At 55.8% G+C, this 19,600-nt stretch carries 18 protein-coding genes; 10 read left to right on the top strand and 8 right to left on the bottom strand.

The genetic code is table 11. The features are described 5' to 3' along the window. Window positions 1–8: 8 nt before the first annotated feature. The 8 genes from tssG to tssA form a co-directional block, all read right to left on the bottom strand. Complete coding sequence (gene tssG / locus QRN85_RS04320) at window positions 9–1,013, bottom strand: type VI secretion system baseplate subunit TssG (protein WP_284757119.1); 1,005 nt, start codon at window positions 1,011–1,013, stop codon at window positions 9–11. Between the two features lie 10 nt (window positions 1,014–1,023). Then, the gene (gene tssF, locus QRN85_RS04315; protein WP_284757120.1) at window positions 1,024–2,808 is read right to left on the bottom strand and encodes a type VI secretion system baseplate subunit TssF; all 1,785 of its coding nucleotides are present in this window, start codon (window positions 2,806–2,808) and stop codon (window positions 1,024–1,026) included. After that, a complete protein-coding gene (gene tssE / locus QRN85_RS04310) occupies window positions 2,801–3,310 on the bottom strand; it encodes a type VI secretion system baseplate subunit TssE (RefSeq protein ID WP_112962230.1) in 510 nt (169 codons plus the stop codon). The genes tssF and tssE overlap by 8 nt, the downstream gene beginning before the upstream one ends. Continuing rightward, the gene (locus QRN85_RS04305) at window positions 3,303–4,127 is read right to left on the bottom strand and encodes a type VI secretion system accessory protein TagJ (protein ID WP_284757121.1); all 825 of its coding nucleotides are present in this window, start codon (window positions 4,125–4,127) and stop codon (window positions 3,303–3,305) included. Before QRN85_RS04305 ends, tssE begins: the two co-directional genes overlap by 8 nt. Then, window positions 4,124–5,515: a type VI secretion system contractile sheath large subunit gene (gene tssC, locus QRN85_RS04300; RefSeq protein WP_284757122.1), complete on the bottom strand. Its 1,392-nt coding sequence runs from the start codon at window positions 5,513–5,515 to the stop codon at window positions 4,124–4,126. Before tssC (QRN85_RS04300) ends, QRN85_RS04305 begins: the two co-directional genes overlap by 4 nt. Window positions 5,516–5,570: 55 nt before the next feature. Further along, window positions 5,571–7,052 (bottom strand): type VI secretion system contractile sheath large subunit, encoded by a 1,482-nt coding sequence (tssC, locus tag QRN85_RS04295; RefSeq protein WP_113170104.1) that lies wholly within the window; start codon window positions 7,050–7,052, stop codon window positions 5,571–5,573. A 93-nt stretch (window positions 7,053–7,145) separates the two neighbouring features. Next, window positions 7,146–7,655 carry a type VI secretion system contractile sheath small subunit gene (gene tssB, locus QRN85_RS04290; protein ID WP_113097992.1) on the bottom strand — a complete coding sequence of 170 codons (510 nt, stop codon included), beginning with the start codon at window positions 7,653–7,655 and terminating at the stop codon, window positions 7,146–7,148. A gap of 66 nt (window positions 7,656–7,721) precedes the next feature. After that, window positions 7,722–8,780, bottom strand: a complete 1,059-nt coding sequence (gene tssA / locus QRN85_RS04285) for a type VI secretion system protein TssA (RefSeq protein WP_284757123.1) — start codon at window positions 8,778–8,780, stop codon at window positions 7,722–7,724. Between the two features lie 219 nt (window positions 8,781–8,999). On the opposite strand from tssA, the gene tssH reads away from it, so the two are divergent. The 10 genes from tssH (at window position 9,000) to QRN85_RS04235 (ending at window position 19,574) form a co-directional block, all read left to right on the top strand. Continuing rightward, window positions 9,000–11,660 (top strand): type VI secretion system ATPase TssH, encoded by a 2,661-nt coding sequence (tssH, locus tag QRN85_RS04280; RefSeq protein WP_284757124.1) that lies wholly within the window; start codon window positions 9,000–9,002, stop codon window positions 11,658–11,660. Window positions 11,661–11,720: 60 nt separating this feature from the next. Further along, on the top strand, window positions 11,721–12,197 hold the full coding sequence (locus tag QRN85_RS04275) for an Hcp family type VI secretion system effector (protein WP_042619944.1): 477 nt from the start codon (window positions 11,721–11,723) through the stop codon (window positions 12,195–12,197). 132 nt (window positions 12,198–12,329) lie between these two features. Continuing rightward, window positions 12,330–12,830, top strand: a complete 501-nt coding sequence (locus tag QRN85_RS04270) for a hypothetical protein (protein ID WP_113091812.1) — start codon at window positions 12,330–12,332, stop codon at window positions 12,828–12,830. A gap of 107 nt (window positions 12,831–12,937) precedes the next feature. Further along, a complete protein-coding gene (gene tssI / locus QRN85_RS04265; protein ID WP_284757125.1) occupies window positions 12,938–15,391 on the top strand; it encodes a type VI secretion system tip protein TssI/VgrG in 2,454 nt (817 codons plus the stop codon). Window positions 15,392–15,393: 2 nt separating this feature from the next. Continuing rightward, window positions 15,394–16,347 carry a DUF4123 domain-containing protein gene (locus QRN85_RS04260; RefSeq protein WP_284757126.1) on the top strand — a complete coding sequence of 318 codons (954 nt, stop codon included), beginning with the start codon at window positions 15,394–15,396 and terminating at the stop codon, window positions 16,345–16,347. After that, window positions 16,344–16,958, top strand: a complete 615-nt coding sequence (locus QRN85_RS04255) for a hypothetical protein (RefSeq protein ID WP_284757127.1) — start codon at window positions 16,344–16,346, stop codon at window positions 16,956–16,958. Before QRN85_RS04260 ends, QRN85_RS04255 begins: the two co-directional genes overlap by 4 nt. A gap of 10 nt (window positions 16,959–16,968) precedes the next feature. After that, window positions 16,969–17,346 (top strand): hypothetical protein, encoded by a 378-nt coding sequence (locus QRN85_RS04250; RefSeq protein ID WP_284757128.1) that lies wholly within the window; start codon window positions 16,969–16,971, stop codon window positions 17,344–17,346. Window positions 17,347–17,370: 24 nt separating this feature from the next. Further along, window positions 17,371–17,844: a hypothetical protein gene (locus QRN85_RS04245; protein WP_284757129.1), complete on the top strand. Its 474-nt coding sequence runs from the start codon at window positions 17,371–17,373 to the stop codon at window positions 17,842–17,844. Between the two features lie 180 nt (window positions 17,845–18,024). After that, window positions 18,025–18,879: a polymorphic toxin type 15 domain-containing protein gene (locus QRN85_RS04240; protein WP_284757130.1), complete on the top strand. Its 855-nt coding sequence runs from the start codon at window positions 18,025–18,027 to the stop codon at window positions 18,877–18,879. A gap of 32 nt (window positions 18,880–18,911) precedes the next feature. After that, on the top strand, window positions 18,912–19,574 hold the full coding sequence (locus QRN85_RS04235; RefSeq protein ID WP_284757131.1) for a GAD-like domain-containing protein: 663 nt from the start codon (window positions 18,912–18,914) through the stop codon (window positions 19,572–19,574). Window positions 19,575–19,600 lie beyond the last annotated feature (26 nt).

Below are 19,600 nucleotides of genomic sequence, written 5' to 3'. Positions count from 1 at the left end.
TGCCGCCCTCACGTCGAAACCGCCGAGCCTTCGCGCTCGGTCACGATTGCGTCCATGCTGTCCCTCGCGGCAGGGGCCACGCGCGCCCAGCTGTTCCATCCCAGCCGCGCTGGAGATTCGTCCTGCCCCAGCCGGCAAAAGGGAATGTCTTCTTTTCGCAGGATGACCTGAACGTCGAAATTGAAGCCGCTGCCGACAAAGAGGCGCGTTGCGGCAAAGATTTCCGCTAGACGTTTCGAGCCCGGTGTGAGCGCCAGATAGTCGGCATAACCGACAGGGCCGAGGACGATGCGAAACCGGCTGCTGAAATCCTCTACGGCGCTACCGGCTGTCACATTCCGGCCAAGGAGCAGGCCACCGGGCTGGCCGAGTTGACTTTGCTCGGGCACCGGCAAGGGTACCCAGCGTTTGCAGAATTGCTCGACCGTGACGGGCAGGCCGGTGAATTCCTGTAGCATCGATGTCAATGCCGTTGCATTCCGGTTGCGATTGGCCAGCAGCCCGCTAAAGCGCAGAAGGACATCTTCCCTGACGCCAGCTTTTTCGGCCAGCCCAGCGGTGCCAAAACCCGTGAGTGAAAGCAGGGTCTTTAGAAAGGCGTTGTTTTCGCGGGTCTGGGTCCAGCGAAGACCCCGGGCCAACCGGTATTTCTCTGTGGCGGACACAAAGAGTTCGCTGAAGCGGGCGGCAAACAGGTTGAAGAAGCTTGTCAGCGCCCTCGATCGGTTTCGCTCTTCACGCTGTTGCAACTCGGAATAGCTTGGGGGCAAAGAGCCAAGCGGGCCGACGATTGGCGCGAAGGCGGACCGTAGCTCAAGCGCGCCGTTTCTGGTCCTGTAGCCGCTGATGGCAATCGGAGTCGGGCGAGCGCCATTGTGCGAGCCGATGGTCAGCTCATCATGGGATGCCAGATGCTGCGCAACCCGAAAGGCCGTGGTGGGCTCGAAACTGCCCGGATCGCTCGCCAGACGCTCCGCCTGCTGTTTTTCCATATCAATCGCCTCACGCTGCATCGGCGGCCTCCTACAGCAGAGGCCGGTCTGCCGCACGGGCAGGCCAACTGGCGAGAGGTTCGGAATGGCCGCGCATGGTTGCGGTCAGGCGGGTGAAGCTGTTGATCGAGGTGTAGAGCCCGAAGAAATGGTTGAGAACGCTGGCGAAGATATAGGCCGCAGGCCGGTCGATCATTGCCGGGTCGAACTCCAGCGTAATATCGGTTCCGGGAACCATGGCAGAACCAATTCTCGCATGGGAGTTGCGTGCTTCCACCGATGTAATGGCTTCCACCAGTTGCCGCGTCTCCGGCGTGTCGCGAAATGCGTAAAGCGAGAGGATATCTTTCAGCGGCGCGCCACCATTGTCGAAGAGGGAGAGGTGGTTAAGCAGCAAATGCGAAACCAGCCGCCATTCCCGCGCGGACCGTTCGTTCATCCGCACAGCGGGCGTCGGTGGCATAAGCGCCTGGAGGGAGCCAACAGCTTCGTTGCCCGATGACAGCTGCAGGAAGGGATGCCCGCCTCCGAAGGGGAGCTGGCTCGGCAGCTCGCGGTTGATGCAAAGCGTATCGACACTTGCGACGACATCGAGTGGGCCGAGTGGACCGCGCTGCTGATCGATAAAGGCAATGTCGGTGTCGGAGGAGCCATCATCATCATCGAAGCGGCGATAGGTCTGCCAGAAGACGTTGGAGCCGTTGCTGCGCTGGGTGCGACCGAAGAAGGGTGATGTTTTCTCGATCTGGCCGGAGCGGGTGGTCAGCTGGACATTCTCGACGCCGTAGATTTCGCGGGTGCGCTGCCGTCTCGCATCGGGCAGCAAGCGATACTCGGTGCGCGTTCCATCAAGGCTCAGCGGCTCGCAGCTCTGTTTGAAGAGGTTGATGACCGGAGACGCGTTGAGGACCAAGTCATTTGCCGACACCATCCGCTCCAAACGCGAATCCGCAGCGTCCAGATAGATGTAAAGTTCGCAATCGCCACCTGTCCACGTCTCCAGGCCGCCGATTTCAAAACTGAGAAACTTCTGCGGAAGGGCAAAGAACTCCGTCAGCAGCCGGTACCCGTCGAAGCTGTTGGCGGGGTAGGGCAACATCGCCTCCTCCTTCGAAAAACCGGACGGCTTGAGGCAGGAGGGCGGGAGAAACACCGCATTACGGTCTTCGGAATGTTGCGCGAGCGCGATGCTGATGCAGTGATTGGTCAGCAATTCATGCAAAGCTGTTGCCTGCTGCCATCCCGATGAAATGAAAACCTGCAGCGCGTTCAGGCCCATCTCACTGAAACTTGTGGGGCGGGGTGAGGTCGTACGCAGCGACAGCCGAAGGCAGGAGGCAGCACCCGCCGACGTGGGTGAAAAAGGCGCATCGATTGGCTGGCTTGCAAGTGCAGCCGCTGAAATGTCCAGCGGGACGATCTCCACATCCTGCGTGGTTCGAAACCGGCAGCTTTCTCCACCGATAGGCTCTGCGATAATTTCGCTGTGCCTTGGCAGGGTCTGGACAATTGCCAGAGCCGGGCTCGGCGCGAAATGCACAACGCTCATGGAGGGCAGGGGCGAGAGATAATGAGGATAGAGTGTTTCGAGCAGACTGTCGGAAAGCTCCGGAAACTCGTCGTCCAGTTTCTGGCGAACGCGGGCTGCGGAATAGGCAAAGCTTTGTATCAATCGCTCGACATGCGGATCGTCGGCAACATCTCCGGTCATCCGCAGCCTGCCCGCAATCTTTGGGAAGGCCGAAGCAAAGCGGGACGCCCGCTTTCTCAGTGCGAAAAGTTCGTCATTGTATTTCTCAAGGAAACCTTCAGCCATGACCTGCCTCCACAAGGAAGCGTTGCGTCGATGGATCGATCTTCGACTCGAAACTGATCGGTGGCATTCCCTCATGCAGACGGAAGCTTGCATTGATGCGCATCCGCAGTGCCCGGTCGCCGTCCGTGCGATTTTTCATGATCGTCACGCTGACATCCGACAGGCGCGTCTCGAACATCGAGATCCGCCGCTCTATCGTCTGAGCCAGCCGAGCCTTGGATGCATCTGTCACAAGGTTTGCCGAAAGAATGCCGTCTACGCCGTAGCTCACCAGCGCGTCCGTCAACTCTTTGAGGATGGCGGGTGGACCCGCCGGATTACGCCTCGTGTTGAGAAGGGACTCCAGATCGCGGCGAATGACCTCACGCATTTCCCGAACCTGATCCGAAAGGCTTGCAGGAGGATCGTTTTCCATATCGGGCGCGTCGTCCAGCAGCCGGTCGAGCACCGAGCGGGCCAGGGTTCTCTGCTTTGGGCGATATTGTTCCAGCGGATCAACCAAGGGCAGACTGCCTTTCGACCTTGGATACCGCAGCCGCCATGCTGGAAATCTCATGGAACGGCATAAGGTCGTCGCCGACCAAGAGGCAGCGCTGTCCCGTACCCGTGACCAGAGCTGTGTCCTCGCTCCAGACCGTTTCCCGCCCCAGCAGCAAAGGCGTGCTGGTGTTTTTGCCATGATAGATCGCTGGCAGCAGGACTGAGGCTATAGCACCATCGCGAAGCGTCAATTCCGCCTGCCGATATGCAAGGTCGCGTGGTCGGCTCATGGGCTCTATCGCCACGCTTTCTATGCGATCATAATCGATCCAGAGATATTTTCCGCCATTTGTCAGCACTTCGAGCGCGTGGGGCACGCGGTCATCGAGATCGCGGATATATCCCGGCGCTCCACCGTTAACTGAGAGTGAGATTTCCGCGCGCCGCTCGTCCAGCTCCGCAAGCGCTGTGCGCGCTGCCTCCACGTCACCATCGCGGGCGGCGATATTTGCCTTTATGGCGAACTGGTCGAGTTCTGATGGTCCGTGTGTGAAATCGGGAACGGCACCGGTTTCGAACCACGCATTGCGCGCTGCCATGGCGCGCAGGTGGTGGCGGAACAGCGAGAAGCCGACGGCATCCTGCGGTGCGAATGTCGATGCGACATTGCACTGGGCGTCCGCCTTCTCAAAATCACCTGCCAGCACCAGAAGGTCGATGTAGAGATACCGTCCCTCCTTCTCGGAGGGATTTTTCTTCACCTGATCTTTCGCTTCGCCGATGGCATCATCTAATCGGTCATCGTCGAGCAGGCGGGCAACATCGTCTCGAAGTGTCATGCGGGTATCCTTTGTGGCTCCGCCGACCGTGCAGTCGATGCGGTCGGTGTCGTCGTTTCGGCGATGAGGTGAAAGCTGGTGGAGACATCATCCAGCTGGAAATGCGGTTGCAGCCTGACGGTACAGGAGAAACTTCCAGGCTTGCCGGGTATCTCGTAGACCTTGATACCGGCAGACCGCAGCGGGTAGCGCGTGCGAAGTGCTGCGTCGGCGTCGTCGTTGCCGAGCGTATAGGATGACAGCCAGGTCTCCAGCTTCCGTTCGATGGTCAAGGCGTCGCTCAGCTGGCCTATGTCATCGCGCATGATGACCTTGAGGTAATGCGAGAAGCGCGCAGCGCAGAGAACATATTGAAGCATGGCCGCCAGACGTGCGTTCTGACGGGCGCTTTCCTTGGAATAGTGGCCGGGCGCGTGCAGCGACTGATTGGCGTTGAAAATCGCCATGCTGGCAAGGTAGGTCGTCGAGACCGGCACGATGCCGAGATCGGAAAATTGCTGTTCCTGCCCCATGGTTAGCTGCATTTCCACCGGAGGCTGGGCAGAAAGGCCCTGGCTTTCGATGCCGAGATCCAGCGGCGGCAATTGTGAGGAAGACAGCATTCCGCCATCTATCTCGTCCTGCGTCACACCGCGAATGTCCGCGAACCATCCCGAATCGATGAAATTTCTGATGACGACGGACGCGAAGGCAAAAGCAGGGTTGCCCCACAGCAGCGTGTCTCCTTTTTCGCCGATATGTTCTCGAAACGGAAACGGGTCTTCGCGTCTGCGCGAAAATGGCTTGTGGGGGGAGCGCAGCAGGATACGCGGAGCGACGAGGCCGATGAAACGGCTATCATCACGGGCGCGCAGTGCGTTCCAACGAAGGCGGGATTTTTCCTGCTTCAGCCAAGAGAAATCATGGACGCGTGAAAGCTCCGAAAAATCTTCGAGCCCAACGGTGGATGGTGCGGCGCCGGCAATGAACGGGCAGAATGCCGCTGCCGCAACCATGCCGATCTGCGACAGCGTGGTGATGGCGTCCACGCCGTCCACATCGTCGGGTGAAAAACTGTAGTCGCCAACCATCATGCCGATGGGTTCGCCACCTGGCATTCCGAATTCGCGGTTATAGACAATCTCGAAAAGATGACTCTGGTCGAAGTCGGTGGCTCTTTCCATGCTGCGGGCAAGTTCACGCCAGCTGGCATTCAGGAGCTTGATCTTGACCTCCGGGCTGCGGCTGGCTTCACGCACCACCATCGCAAGGCCGCGCCATCTCGCTTCCATGGCCTTGAACTCGGCATGGTGGAGGATGGCATTGACCTGCCGGTTCAGCGCATCATCGATGAGAGCGATGAGCTGATCGGCCTGACTGCGAATGTCCGAAACGGACCTTTGCGGCATGAATGGGCTCCGGGCAAGAAGGCTGGGAAGGGGGCAGGACGCCCCCTCCGCTTGATCAGTTCTTGGTTGGAATACGAGCAACCATGCGCAAGGACGTGGTCAGCTCTTCCATCTGTAGCCACGGACGCATCCAGGCAACGGCATTGTAGGCGCCGGGCTTGCCAGGAATCTCCTGAACCGTGACCTTGGCATCGCGAAGCGGATATTTCGCCCGCGATTCTTCGCCCGCTTCGTCATTTGCGTTCACGTAGTTGGAAATCCAGCGGTTTAGCCAGACTTCGCAATCCGAAGCCTCCATGAAGGAACCGATCTTGTCGCGACCCATCACTTTCAGATAATGCGCAAAACGTGATGTCGCCATCATGTAAGGCAGGCGGGCAGAAACAGCGGCATTAGCGGTCGCTTCCGGGCGGTCGTAGAGCTTCGGCTTGTGCGCTGTCTGTGCACCGAAGAAAACGGCATAGTCCGTGTTCTTGTAGTGGCAAAGCGGCAGGAAGCCCAACTTGCCAAGCTCGGCGTCACGACGGTCGGTGATGCCGACTTCTGTCGGGCACTTCAGGTCCAGATCGCCATCGTCGCTGGAGAAGACATGCATCGGCAGGTTTTCGACCTTGCCACCATTTTCCGCCCCGCGAATGGCCGTGCACCAGCCATATTTGGCAAAAGCATCGGTCAGTTTTGTGCCCATGACATAGGCCGCATTCATCCAGCAGTACTGGTCGTGCGGCAGGTCGCCATTTGGCGAACCGTTGGTTTCATCATAGGCAAACTCATCAACCGGGTTTGTCTTCGGGCCATATGGCATTCGGGAAAGAACGCGGGGCAGGGCAAGCGTAACGAAGCGTGAATCGTCGCTCTCACGGAAACTACGCCACTTCGCGTATTCCACCGTGTCGAAAATCTTTTCGAGATCGCGGGGGCGTGCAAGATCGCGGTAATCGTCAAAGCCGAACATACGTGGGCTTGCGGCCGAGATGAACGGAGCAAATGCAGCCGCGGCAATTGACGAAGCGCCCTGCAGAAGCTGGACATCATCGAACGAGTTGTCGAATTCGTAGTCACCGATGATCGCACCCATCGGCTCGCCGCCAGGGGTTCCGAACTCGTCTTCGTAGATCGATTTGAACAGACGGGACTGGTCGAATTCAACGGCTTTCTCCAGATCGCGGCCCAATTCCCGTTTCGAAGCATTGAGAACGCGGATCTTGAGATTGACGCTGGTTTCGGAATTCTTGACGAGATAGTTGAGCCCGCGCCACGTGCCCTCGAGCTTGGTAAATTCGGGCGATTGCATGATCGCGGCCAGCTGGCCTGAAATGGCCTTGTCAATTTCGGCAATTGCCTGATTGAGCGTGACGGTCAGGTTGCGGTCGTATTTGACCGTTCCTTTCAGCGCCTGGTCGGTCAGCGTACGCAGCAGGTTCTGGGCGCGGTCCGGTTCAGTCTGGCGTGTGGCAGCGACAACTTTGGACAGCAGACCGCCATCCTGCTCGGTCGTTGTCTGTGCTTCATTCTTCAGCAGGCTCTCAGCGCTCATTTTTCAATCCTTCCAAATGCGGCATCTTGGCCGCTAGAACAGGTGAAGCCCCGTGCGCCGGGGCCGTTCAAAGATGAATTCCTGCGCGCCAGTTTATTGCGGCGCGCCATTTTTCTCTTTCAACTCGGACACCAGCTTGCCGAGGTCGGTCTTGTTCTGAAGGATATCTTCGAGGAGCCGCTCAAGGTCTTCCGAACGGTCTGCCTTCGACAGAAGGTCACGCAGTTCGTTGCGCGCATCGAGCAGGGATTTCAGGGCCGGAACCTGATCCACCACCGAGGCAGGGAGAAAATCATCCATGCTCTCGAACTTCAGGCTGACCTGAATGTCGGTGCCATCGTTCTGCAGGGTGTTGGGCACCGCGATGTTCAGCCCCGGTGTCATGCGGCGCATGACCTCATCGAAATTGTCCCGATCAATCTGAACGAATTTGCGTTCGCCAAACGGCTTCAAAGGCTGCGTCGGGTTGCCTGAGAAATCACCGAGAACGCCCACGACAAAGGGAAGCTCCTTGACGACCATCGCACCTTCGGTTTCGACTTCGTATTTGATGTGGACGCGGGGTTTGCGAACCCGTTCCAGCTTCTCGTGTACACTTGCCATTAAAACCTCCTTGATGCCCCCGGGGCATTGCTGACTGAAGTGAGGGAAAATGCCCCCGTAGTTTCTTTATTTTCCGGTATTCTCGCCGTTCGGTTTGATACCCGCCGCTGTGAGCACGGCGTTGCGTGCCTGCGCCTCGGGTAAAAGCTCTGCGAGCAGTTCTGAAAAATCCATGCGCCCCCTGCGAACCAGCGTTTCAATGGCCAGCGAGATTGGAGAATGCGGCTCCATCCGGCGGAAGTAACGCGCAACTGCAAGAAGAGTTTCAAACGCTTCGTCACGCGAAGCGATTTCTTCTGGATTTTTTACGACTGTTTTTTGAACCGTTGGCTGTGCCGCGTCGCTGCCTTCGTCCGCTATCCGTGCAATCTCCCCGGATTGTGCAGGGCTCTCGTCCCGCCCGCCGAGTGCTCTGATCGCGGCTGCCACCTCAATTAAAATATTCCGGATATTAGAGCTTGCAGGCGCATTCGGCCCGCATTTCTGCGACAGCAACGACGTGATGTCGTCGAATAGTGAGAGGCAGGCGTTGACGTCGGCCAGATGCGCGGACATGGCCGCCACACCCGCTTCGGAAGCCGCATTGTAGAGCTCTTCCTTGCGTTTCGTCTCGGACGATCGCTGCGCCAGCTGAAAATCCCAAAGCGTGTTTTCACCAAATTTCCCACCAGGAATGAGAGAGCTCAGACGCAGCGGCTGGATGAGCGTTCCTTCGCTGCCAATGCCGTTCAAGCCAGCAAAGGGTGCAAATCTTTCGTCGTCATCTTCGTCGCTTATCGAGTGAACTGAATCCCACTGGTTGTAAAATATATCATGTGTAACGCGGTAAACTTCTCGCAGCCCGGGAAAGCCTTTCAAACGTAGTTCTGCTTCAGCAAGCCATGCTAATATTTCGATATCGCGGCTTTCCGAATATATAATATGCAATCCGAGATTGCTGACCTCGGTCCAATTGTTGGAAACACGTAGAACTTCTTGTGGTGAGACAGTACGTTCTTCAGCTCTTGCTTGGTTACGCTCATCCTTAATTTTATAATATAGTTCACGTGTTCTTTGGTTTGCGCGAATATTTTCTCCACAGTCGCCAAGATATTCTATTGAAGCAATGTCTTTTGTGAGTTCCAAAGCGAGTTTATCCCTCATAAAGCGTGTTGGTGAAGTGTCTGTTACTTCCGTTACGTAAGGTTATTCACTAACCAGACTTATGGAAAATGAGGCATAATTGTGGCGACTTGCTTTTAAACTCGTCAAATAAAAAAGCAACTTTTGGCTGGACAAGATAGTTTTAGCAACCTAACTATGCCACGTCACGTTGTGGAATGATCCAAACCGGAGGCTCGCTGCATGTCGCAAATCGATCTCAATCGCCTGGTGGAAGCGCTTGAGCCTGAGCTGCGTGTCTCCCTTGAGGAGGCTGCATCCATCGCAGCGAGGCGTGGACACCAGTTCGTAGATATTTCTCACTGGTTGTGTGCAGTTGTGGAAACTGGCAGCCATGCTGACATTCTCAAACAACTTCAGATACCTCTCGACAAATTTCACGCCGAAATCGACCGCGCGCTTGATGAGGCGGCAGTAGGAGACGGCGAGGCTCTTGCGCTTTCCCAGAACGTGTTGACCGCGGGTCGTGAGGCCTGGTTGCTGGCTTCCCTCCAGGATGGCCACCCAAGGATTTCCTTGCTCCATCTTTTGCTTTCACTGGACGAAGACGCGTCACTACGCAGCATGGTTCGCGCAGCGTTTCCCTCCCTGAAACTCATGGATCGCGGTGCTCTCGAACGTTTGCGAGGCGAAATCGGCGCACAATCAGCAGAAAATGGGAGCGATCTCGTCACTGCCGCCAAGAGTAAGGACCAAAACGATTTCTTGCGGCTCTATACGCAGGACATGACAGAAGAAGCACGCGCTGGAAAGCTCGATCCTGTCATCGGCCGTGACGATGAGCTACGTCAGATGGTGGATATCCTGACGCGTCGGCGTCAGAACAATCCCATCCTTGTGGGTGAGGCGGGTGTCGGCAAGACGGCGGTGGCCGAGGCGCTGGCGCTTGAAATTGTGTCAGGCAATGTGCCGGAAAAGTTGAGATCCGTTCGGCTCTTGAGCCTCGATCTTTCACTTCTTCAGGCTGGTGCGGGGGTCAAGGGCGAGTTCGAGCGGCGTCTGCACGGCGTGATCGACGCGGTCAAACGTTCAGCCGACCCGATCATCCTTTTTATCGATGAAGCCCACGGTCTCGTAGGTGCCGGTGGCGCCAGCGGGCAGGGTGACGCCGCCAATATTCTCAAGCCGGCTCTTGCCAGAGGTGAAGTCCGCACCGTCGCGGCAACGACGTGGAGCGAATATAAAAAATACTTCGAGAAAGACGCAGCGCTGACCCGGCGGTTTCAGCCGGTGCACGTGCGTGAGCCCGATGAGGCAACAGCAATTCGGATGTTGCGCGGCGTAGCCGATAGCTTCGTTGAGCACCACGGCGTAACCATTCGCGACGAGGCCATAGTCGCAGCCGTTCAGCTTTCCGCTCGCTACATGCCTTCGCGGCAACTGCCGGACAAGGCGGTCAGTCTTCTCGATACGGCGTCTGCGGCCGTTTCCCTCGCCCGCCAGACCTTGCCCGAAAAGCTGCGTTCGATGGAAAATGAGCGTAGATTGCTGACGACCGAGCTTGATTGGCTGGTGCGCGAACCTTCCAGTGAAGAGCAGATTGCCCGTGTCGATGCCATCAAGACTGAAATCGGAAATCTGGATACGGCCATCGAGGGACTGCGCGCGCGTTATGACGCTGAGATCAGCGCACTTGCTGAGCAAGAAAACGGCAAGGCTCAATTGTCGGAGGCCACACGCGGCAAGAAGCGGAAGCCGCTGGCGATTGCTCCGGATAACAGCGACGAGAAGTTGGTCCCGACCGTCGTAGACCGCGAGATGATAGCGGCGGTTGTCTCACGCTGGACTGGAATTCCGCTCGGCAAGCTTCTGGCCGACCAAATCGAAAGCGCGAAGTCGCTCGATCATCGCATGAAGCAAAGAGTAATCGGACAAGACTGGGCGATCGACCGCATTGCCGATGCCATGCGTGCCGCCCGCGCAGGCCTCTCCGACCCGCGCCGTCCACCTGCCGTATTCCTGCTGGTTGGCATGTCCGGGACGGGAAAGACGGAAACTGCTCTTTCGTTGGCGGATTTGCTTTACGGCGGTAACAGCCATCTGACCACGATCAACATGTCCGAGTTCAAGGAAGAGCATAAGGTTTCGCTGCTCCTCGGTTCGCCACCCGGTTACGTGGGATATGGCGAAGGCGGCGTTTTGACGGAAGCTGTCCGCCGCCGACCGTTTGGCGTCCTGTTGCTTGACGAAATCGATAAGGCCCATCCTGGCGTGCAGGATATATTTTATCAGGTTTTCGACAAGGGCATGTTGAAGGACGGCGAGGGCCGCGACATCGACTTCAAGAACACCACCATTTTCATGACTGCCAACACGGGATCCGAACTTCTGACGGCGCTGGCCGCAGATCCGGACACGATGCCCGATGCCGAGGCTTTGGAAGCTATGCTGATGCCGGAGCTGACGAAGCAGTTCAAGCCAGCATTTTTGGGTCGGACGGTGATCCTCCCCTTCATGCCTCTTGGTGCGGAACAGCTCTCGCGCATCGTGGATATGCAGATCGCTAAAGTCAGCGAGCGCGTCCATGACGCCTATGGCACGGAACTCGTTCTTTCCGATGCTGCGCGGCAGGCGCTGGTTGGCCGCGCAGGGTCTAGCGAAATTGGCGCACGCGCCATCGAAATCATGATCGGCAGGGATCTGTTGCCGCCACTCTCCAGCTTTTTCCTCGAGAAGGTCATTGCTGGCGAAAAGGTGAAAAACATCACGGTCGATTTTGATGAACGCGGTTTCGGCATTCGTGTCGGAGCGGCTGGGGAGACTGACGAATTCGCAGCAGCCGCCAAGGGTGCCGTGGATAAGGTTGCCGCGTCGGATGGGGTGTCCCGACGCATGCGGCAGTAGTGGAAAGGCAAACACGGCCTCGGAGCAAGAGGTCTTTCATCAGCTACAGGAGCTTACAGTATGCCAATTTATTTGCAGATCGACGGTATTCAGGGTGACGCGACCCATGAGGAACACCGCAAATGGATGGATATCGAGGCCATTCATTGGAATGTTTCGCGCAACATGAACACGTCTGCGGGTTCTGCTGCAAACCGTGAAGCCTCCGAACCGACTATTTCGGAAGTCATTTTGACGAAGGTAAGCGACTCGTCCTCCACCAAGCTCTTCAGCGAGGCGTGCTCTGGCCGCCAGGGCAAGCTTGCCACCATTCACCTCGTTACCACGGGTGATCCAGGCAACACCTACATCCAGTACCTGCTGACGAACACGCTGATCGCCAGCTATTCTGTCGACTCCAGTGGCGACCGCCCGGTTGAGACAATCAAGCTCAACTTCACCAAGATGGAAGTCAAGTACACGCCAGCTGACGAGAACAACACGCAGCAGGCTCCAATGATCGCCTCCTACGATCTTGCCACCACCAAGGCTGGCTAACAGGCTTCATCCGGCGCCTCGTTATCGGGGCGCCGGAGTTCATTCCTCGCATATCGGCCACCGGCCAATCGGGAATGCCTTTAGTCATAAATTTTGCCCCTCAGTGTGGCTTGTTACTGGGAGAAATTACCGATGCCCAATTTCGCTGTCTCTACCGATTCATTTACCGTACGCCCGGTGCGGGAAGATGAGGTCGTTCCCGTCAAACGCATGGGGCGTGGGCCTGACCTGTCCTATTTGACGCAGGCGGATGGACCACGACAACTCAATTCTCGCATGGCTGTTGGCGGCGCCGTCGCTGCCGTTTTCAGTCAGATATCGGGCGGGGTGAACGAATACTCGCTATCAGTCTGGCTGAAAAAATGGCTGAAGGCGAATGATGCCAAGATCAAGCAGGCCATGCTTGAGAAGGGGCACTCCGCATTCGCGGTGCAGGTCAATTACGCTGTTGGAAATTCTTTCGGCAACCAGATGTTCATGTCTCGAGACATCTACCTACTCGGCACGGCCCCATCCGCGAAAGAGATCGGCACGGTGCTCACGCCTGAGCTGATGTTCGGCCCCAAGATCGATGACGTCCCCAACAATGCGACGAAATTCAAATACGCATACCTCGTCGGTGAACGTCTCTAATCGGCAATTGAGCGACAGAACCAATGCGAGCTCGATGCAAACAATGACGGAGAAATCCGTGACTGTCGTTCAACTTTGCATTTCAGTGCGGTAGCGAAAGATAGACCATGACCGAGCAGCCATCGTCATCCGATTTCATCCAGGCCAGCCGCGTTTTGAAGGTAAAGTCGCCCTTGGGCGAAGACCAGTTGCTGCCCGAGCGGATGGTGATCAATGAAGGCGTGTCTCAACTCTTTGAAATACAGCTGAGCGTCCGCGCCAAGAAGGAGGCGGTGAAGCCAGAAGAGCTGATCGGACGTCTGGTCGATGTATCAATCGAGGTGAGCCAAGGTGATGGCGAAGAGGGTAGCGGCATCCGCCGCCCCTTCAACGGCTTGGTGACAGACCTGCATGAAGGCCCACCGATCACCCGCGGCCTTCGCTCCTATGCTATGACCATCCGCCCGCAAATGTGGCTTTTGTCGCGCCGCTCCGATTGCCGCATCTGGATGGACAAGACATCGGTCGATATCGTCGAAACGCTGTTTTCCGAACACGGCATTCCGGCGCCGGATACATCGGGCATCATCAAGGTTCCACCACCGAAGCACTACAGCGTCCAGTTCAACGAGACGGACTTGAACTATCTGCTACGCCGTTTCGAAGAGGACGGACTGTTCTACTGGTTTTCCCACGAAGACGGTTCTCACAAGCTGCATGTGGCCGATACCGCCAATGGCTGGCTCGGACCCTCGCCATCCGCTCAAGGCGAAGGTAGGGTGCGGCTGGCACAGGGCTCGTCAGATCGCAACCACATCAATGACTGGGCACGCCGCTTTTCCTATGTGCCCGGCCAGCGCGCCGGTGCTGACTGGAATTTCGAGACACCTGGCATGGTGCCAAGCAATATGACGCCATCACTGGTGCAGATGCCGGACGCGACCAAGCGTGAGCTTTACGAATACCCCGCCCGTATCAAGACCGTGGAAGAGGCAGAGCGCGCCCAAAAGCTGCGAGCCCAATCCATTGAGGCGGATCACGACCGCGTTTTCGGCGGATCGACGTCTCGCATTTTGGAAGCTGGTCGTCGCTTCACCCCATATGAGGTGGCCCATCCCGAGCATGAATATGAAGAACACGTCATCATAAAAGCAAGCCACACTATTGTGGATCGCTCCTATGAGACCAACAGCAACGAACCGGAATACCGCAACACCTTCGAGGCCATCCCCGCCCGCGTTCCGCTCACTCCGCACCGCACCACCAAGCGCCCGAAGATCGAAGGCACGCAGGTTGCCATAGTTGCAGGTCCTGAGGGCGAAGAAATCCACCCGGATCAATATGGTCGCATCAAGCTGTGGTTCCCGTGGGACCGCAAGGCAAAGAAGGATGGGACGGATACGTGCTGGGTGCGGGTTAGTCAGGCATGGGGTGGCGGGACATGGGGTGCGCAGGTCATCCCCCGCATCGGCATGGAGGTGATGGTCGCCTTTGTGGACGGTGATCCAGACAGACCGCTGGTGACAGGTGTCGTGAATAACCCGAAAAATTCGGTGCCCTACGACCTTCCCGCCAACAAGACCCGCATGGTTTTGCGCTCCAATACCCATAAGGGCGATGGCTTCAACGAAATCACGTTTGAGGACGAAGCAGGCAAGGAGAACCAGTTCTTCCATGCCCAGAAGGACCAGACCACGCGTGTTCTGAACGACCGTACCAAACGCGTCGACCGACACGAGGTGGCCTCCGTCGGTGGCAACCGCGCCGTTGAAGTGTCTGGCAACCAGAAGCATGAGATCGGCGGATCGGTGAACACCGTCGTCGGTGGCACAGGGCCGATGGCCATGATGGCCATGGCGGGAGTGCAGGCGTTATCAGGCCAGACGGCTGGTCTTCTCAGTCAAGCCGCCCAATTCGCTGGCGGCGGTGGACCCGGCATTGCTGCCTTCGCAACCACGCTTGCGTCATCAGCACTCGGCTTTCTCGGCGCTGGCGGCATGTCGTCACGCGAGGGCGTGGTGTCAGGCCCCAGCCCGCGTTCCGATGCAGGCACGGCGCTTGCTGGTTCCGGTACGGGTGTGGGTGCCGACGCTTCCGGTCTTTTCCCGCTCCCCGGCATCATGAACACCATTATTGGTGCGTTTCAGTCCACGTCAGTGGGCGTTGCAAAGGCTGAGCAGATCGGCGTCAGCAAGGTGACTAACATCGGGCAGACCGAAGTGCGGCAAGTTGGAAAACAACAGAACCTGACCATCGGCAAAGAGCAGTTCGTCGAGATCGGAACAGGCCAATACACCCGTGTCGGCGAGAAGATCACCGTCAATGTCGGCAAGCTCTACAATCTCGTCTCCGAGGAGAAATACCATGGAGAGGCAAAGGTCTGGGAGATTTTTGCAGATGACGAAATCAGACTTTCGACGCCAGGTGGTTATATCTCCCTAACGAAAAGCGGAATCAAGTTATTTGCATTGAAGATTGATATTGAGGGCAACCAGATTAACTTTAAAAAAGGCGGCCCAGGTGACAGCGGCTCCTGCTTGAAGTCGATGTCGAAGAATTCCACGCCGTTTGTGAGGATTTGATTATGACCGACACACCCACAATCGATCTGCCAAATCCTAACGAAACCGCCGAACTAACGAGACAAGCCACAGACGCGATGACGGGAGTGGTCTCCGCTGTACTGGATGGGGGTGCATTTGATAATCTTCCACGCATGCTTCAGGAAGAAGGCATAGGCGCGCGTTCCTTGTTTCTTGAAGGTGCATCTGCCGATTTCCGCTTGGCAGGACCATGGTTGGTCAATCTTGAGGCTCTTCCAGTTCGGTCCTACATCGGCTGGTTGGACTCAAAAAATGCGTGCGCTGTCTATTGGTCTTGTCCGGGTGGCGATGACACGCTTTATCGGCATCTGCGCACCCTCAATGAGGTTATGATCCCGCTGGAGCAAACTGGAGCCTATCCGCAAAGCACAAGTTCACAACAGTATGAGCGTGTGCTGTTTCGTCACTGGGATCCTAATGTCCTCGGCGCTCTACTCCCAATCTTGACACGACCCCAGCTTGCTCGATTTCTGGGCCCTGCAGACTGCGTCGTGTTGAATGCGCCGGACTATGGTGGCGTTAAGCGGGTGAAAGCTCCGCCGGATTTACCTGCGCCTCCACCGGGTCCGCTTCGCATTGAGCAAGAGCAAATTGAAAAGCTAAAAACCGCGATGCTTCATTCCTCTCGGCTGAGAATAGCCCGGTTTTTAAAGTCAAATCCGCCTCCGCATTTTACCGGCCTGAACGACGATTTCTTCTGGGGCGCTACGCTTGCAAGTGAGGCCTCGGCTGATGACCTCGGCATAAAAACTGAGCGCGGCCGCGCACGGTGGGCATCTGTAATGGTGCTTTCGGACGGCAAGGCTGCAGAGCTACCAGAGGTTAGAAGCTTCCTTCAAGAAAAAGGAGCCACACCAGATAATCAGGTAAAGGCGTTGATAGGATATACCGCCGATGCGTTGCGCTCTGGGACTGTGACGGGTGTCGCACTATGAGCACGACGACGACCGTGCTGGGAACTGGCGGCAAAATTGGTGGTAGCATACTGGGAGGCGCTATTGGTAGCGTTTTTGGCCCCGTTGGAACATGGGTCGGTCGCTATCTTGGTGGAGTGGCCGGTCGCGCGGCCGCAGAAGCGTTGGCCAGCTACATGGAGGACGCAAACGAAGATGCAGAAAAGAAAACAAAGGATGAGGCTCCCGCCGTAGCATGTGCAGACTGTGAGCCTCCGAACCGACGCCACGACCCATGCCGGACGAAAGGTAAAGATCCAACGAAAGAGAACAATACTGTATGGGACCCAGAAATTGCGTCTGATGTCAGAAATGACATAAATGAAATCAAGAGTGGAAGCATTCCACGCCAATCTGGATCGTACACAGTTAACGGGCGGACCTACGGCACCCACGGGAAATCATTGTTTCCTCAATCGGGATCAGGATTTGTAAACCTCAGCAGGTTCGAGCATCAGTTCTTAAAGCAACTAAATTCCGTCGGATATGACGGGGGAATGAAGTTTGCGAACAACCTTCAACAAAAAGGCCTGATGAGCCAAGAAGAAATTAATAGAGTCCTTGAACTCTGGCGAAAGTGTGGAATGGTGTGAGGGTGGAATTATGACAAAGCCGTATGGCGTTGATATTTATATTTCGAGAGATATCGATCTTACTGACGCAAAGCTAGCAGTATCTGAGGTGCTGAGACTCCCCGTGGACAACATCTGGGACGGCGACGCTGTGGCTATCGGCGAAATGCTTGATGATGGCGTCCCGGATTCATGGGCTGTTTTCTGGAAAACGGGAAATATCGATTTTCCGATCAAGTTCGACATTGAAGCCATCGATGGACGAGATCCAAGACTCGCAATTGGTGATCTACGTCGCGCCTTGAATGGCGATATCGCGATCCCTGATGATTCAAGCGAAAATCCTTTTGCAATGATCCTGTTTAAGGAAAATGGGACAATTGAAAAGACGTTCATGGACGAGGCTTAGAGTCATGTCGCCAAGGAGATTACAATGGCTTTCGAGACAGATGCATCGGGGAGACTGGCGCTAGGTGGTATCCATGACAGCGTGATAGCTGACCTTACATTGAGTGGTGCGACAAAAACTCTTTTGTTCAGACTCAATTCTGAGGGCGTGACCACGATCATCAAAACGTCCAGCCTGCATATGCTAAACATGTCTGGCCTATGGGAAGGCTCGATCGTTTCAAACGTGTTCGTATGGGATTTCAATAGGGTTCCGGATCGGTACATTTCTGATTCCGAAGTAGGTTGGTCGCACCTGTTCGAAGGAAGGATCAGTGATCGAGCGGAAGTCGATGCTCAGATTGCCCGATACCAAAGCCGCATGAGCACTGGGAAGCTAGTTTCAATCGGTTGCAGCTATGGCGGTAACATCTCGTTCCTTTGCGAAGACGCGCTAATAGAACAGCAATCTGACGGGCGAAAAGAAGAGCGAATTCAATCCCTAAACCGTACTGTCTGAACTCCGGAACCTGCCTCGTTCGAGATTTACCGATTTGGAAAACAAGATCATGGATGTTTCTTATCCCCTTGACCCAGTCAAAAAAATTGACCGCCAAAAATCTCGACAATCCAGATGTAAAAATCCTGACATCGAAAAAAAACAGGATGCGTTTAACATAAGTAATCTGGGTGCTGCGACATGAGCGCCGTGGCTGGAACGATAGGCCAAGCAGGAGGGCAACTTGCTGGCGGCGCACTCGGTGGCGTTATCGGGGGAGTATTCGGTGGCCCAGTTGGGGCTTGGATTGGTCGCGCGGTAGGGTCAAGGGTTGGCGGTTACGCGGGGCGTGCGGCTGCAGAAGCGTTAGCAAGTTATATGGAGGATGCAGACACGGCAGCTGAGGCTGACACCCACGATCAGGCCGCAGCGAAACCCTGTGTAGATTGTGGTGAGATCGATTGCTTCAAACCTCCAAAAGGCTCGACGCCTGATGAGATCAAAGAATTTAAGCGACAACTCGAAGAGCAGCGTGATGCGATAAACAATATTCCGCCCGACCAACTTATCAAAAATATGGATAATTACGAGAAAATTGGTCGCGGTGCGCAGGACGCACTAGATCGAGCTAACGCTCGTGAAGCGTGGATCAGAAATAGAGCGACTGAAATACTAAAGCAAGACAGCAAAATGACTAGAGACGCTGCAAGAACTGCCGCCGCAAACGATATTAAGACGATGGACGTGATCCATACTCCGGATCTTTCTGCGGGCGGTACTGGGCGAATTTCACCAGACAATGGTGGTATGGGTCCGCGGTCAGCAAATCGCTCGATAGGCTCGCAATGGTCCAAAGCCGCAAAGGGTTCTGATAAAACCCGATTACAACAACTTAAGGACCACGCGAACAAGGCGAAAGAGAAAGGTCAAAAAACCAACGCAGATCTAAAAATATGTGAGGACGAAAAAACGCCCAGCTCAAATAATCAGTCTGGTGGTTCAAAGAGCGACGCCGGTAATGGGCAGGGTAGCCCCGACGGCGTACCGATGTCATAGTATTTCGGCAATTCTTATTATGTGGAGGTTCCGTGAAAGATTATCAGACCAGACTAGCCTCGATTGTGGCTGATTATGGCGCCCCGCAAGGCGGCGAAGCCATTAATGCCGAAGATTATCGCGGGAAAGTCCCAGACGCGATGTTGGAATTCTGGCAACACAACGGAGTAGGCGTCGTTCTAGATGGATATTTCCAGTTTTGTGATCCGAACCGATATCGCGGTGTTTTAAGACTGGTATTCGATAACGACCCTGACATTCGTGCCGACCAAACATATGCTCTTGGTTTTGGCTCTTTTGGGACAATCATTGCCTGGAATGAGACGTACCAAGACGTAATTATCGATCTCGTGAAAAGCCGGGTTTCGTGTCCAGCCCTTGTCAGTGGAAAATTCCATGATCCAGACCTTTCTGTAACTAGCCAACTGATGATGCTCGATGATCCGAGTTTTGACGAATATGATTCAGACGTGAAAAAATTGTTCAAACGAGCACGTTCAAAATTGGGCAAGCTAGGGGTAGACCAAATTTACGGCTTCAGGCCTGTTCTTGCACTAGGCGGCAACCGAGATCTGACTAGCCTTTCAATATATGACGCAGTTCCGCACATGGCGATTTTGGCACAAGCACATGAATTTCAGCTTATGGATGATGCAGCATATCCTCCCCAGCCGGTTCGTTCCATCGGAGGATGATGCTAACATCTTTCAAGTGTCTTTTC

The sequence above is a fragment of the Agrobacterium sp. fls2-241-TYG-188a genome, from assembly GCF_030209845.1.
Note: the sequence above shows the minus strand (reverse complement) of the source record. Positions and strands in the feature narration are given on the sequence as shown.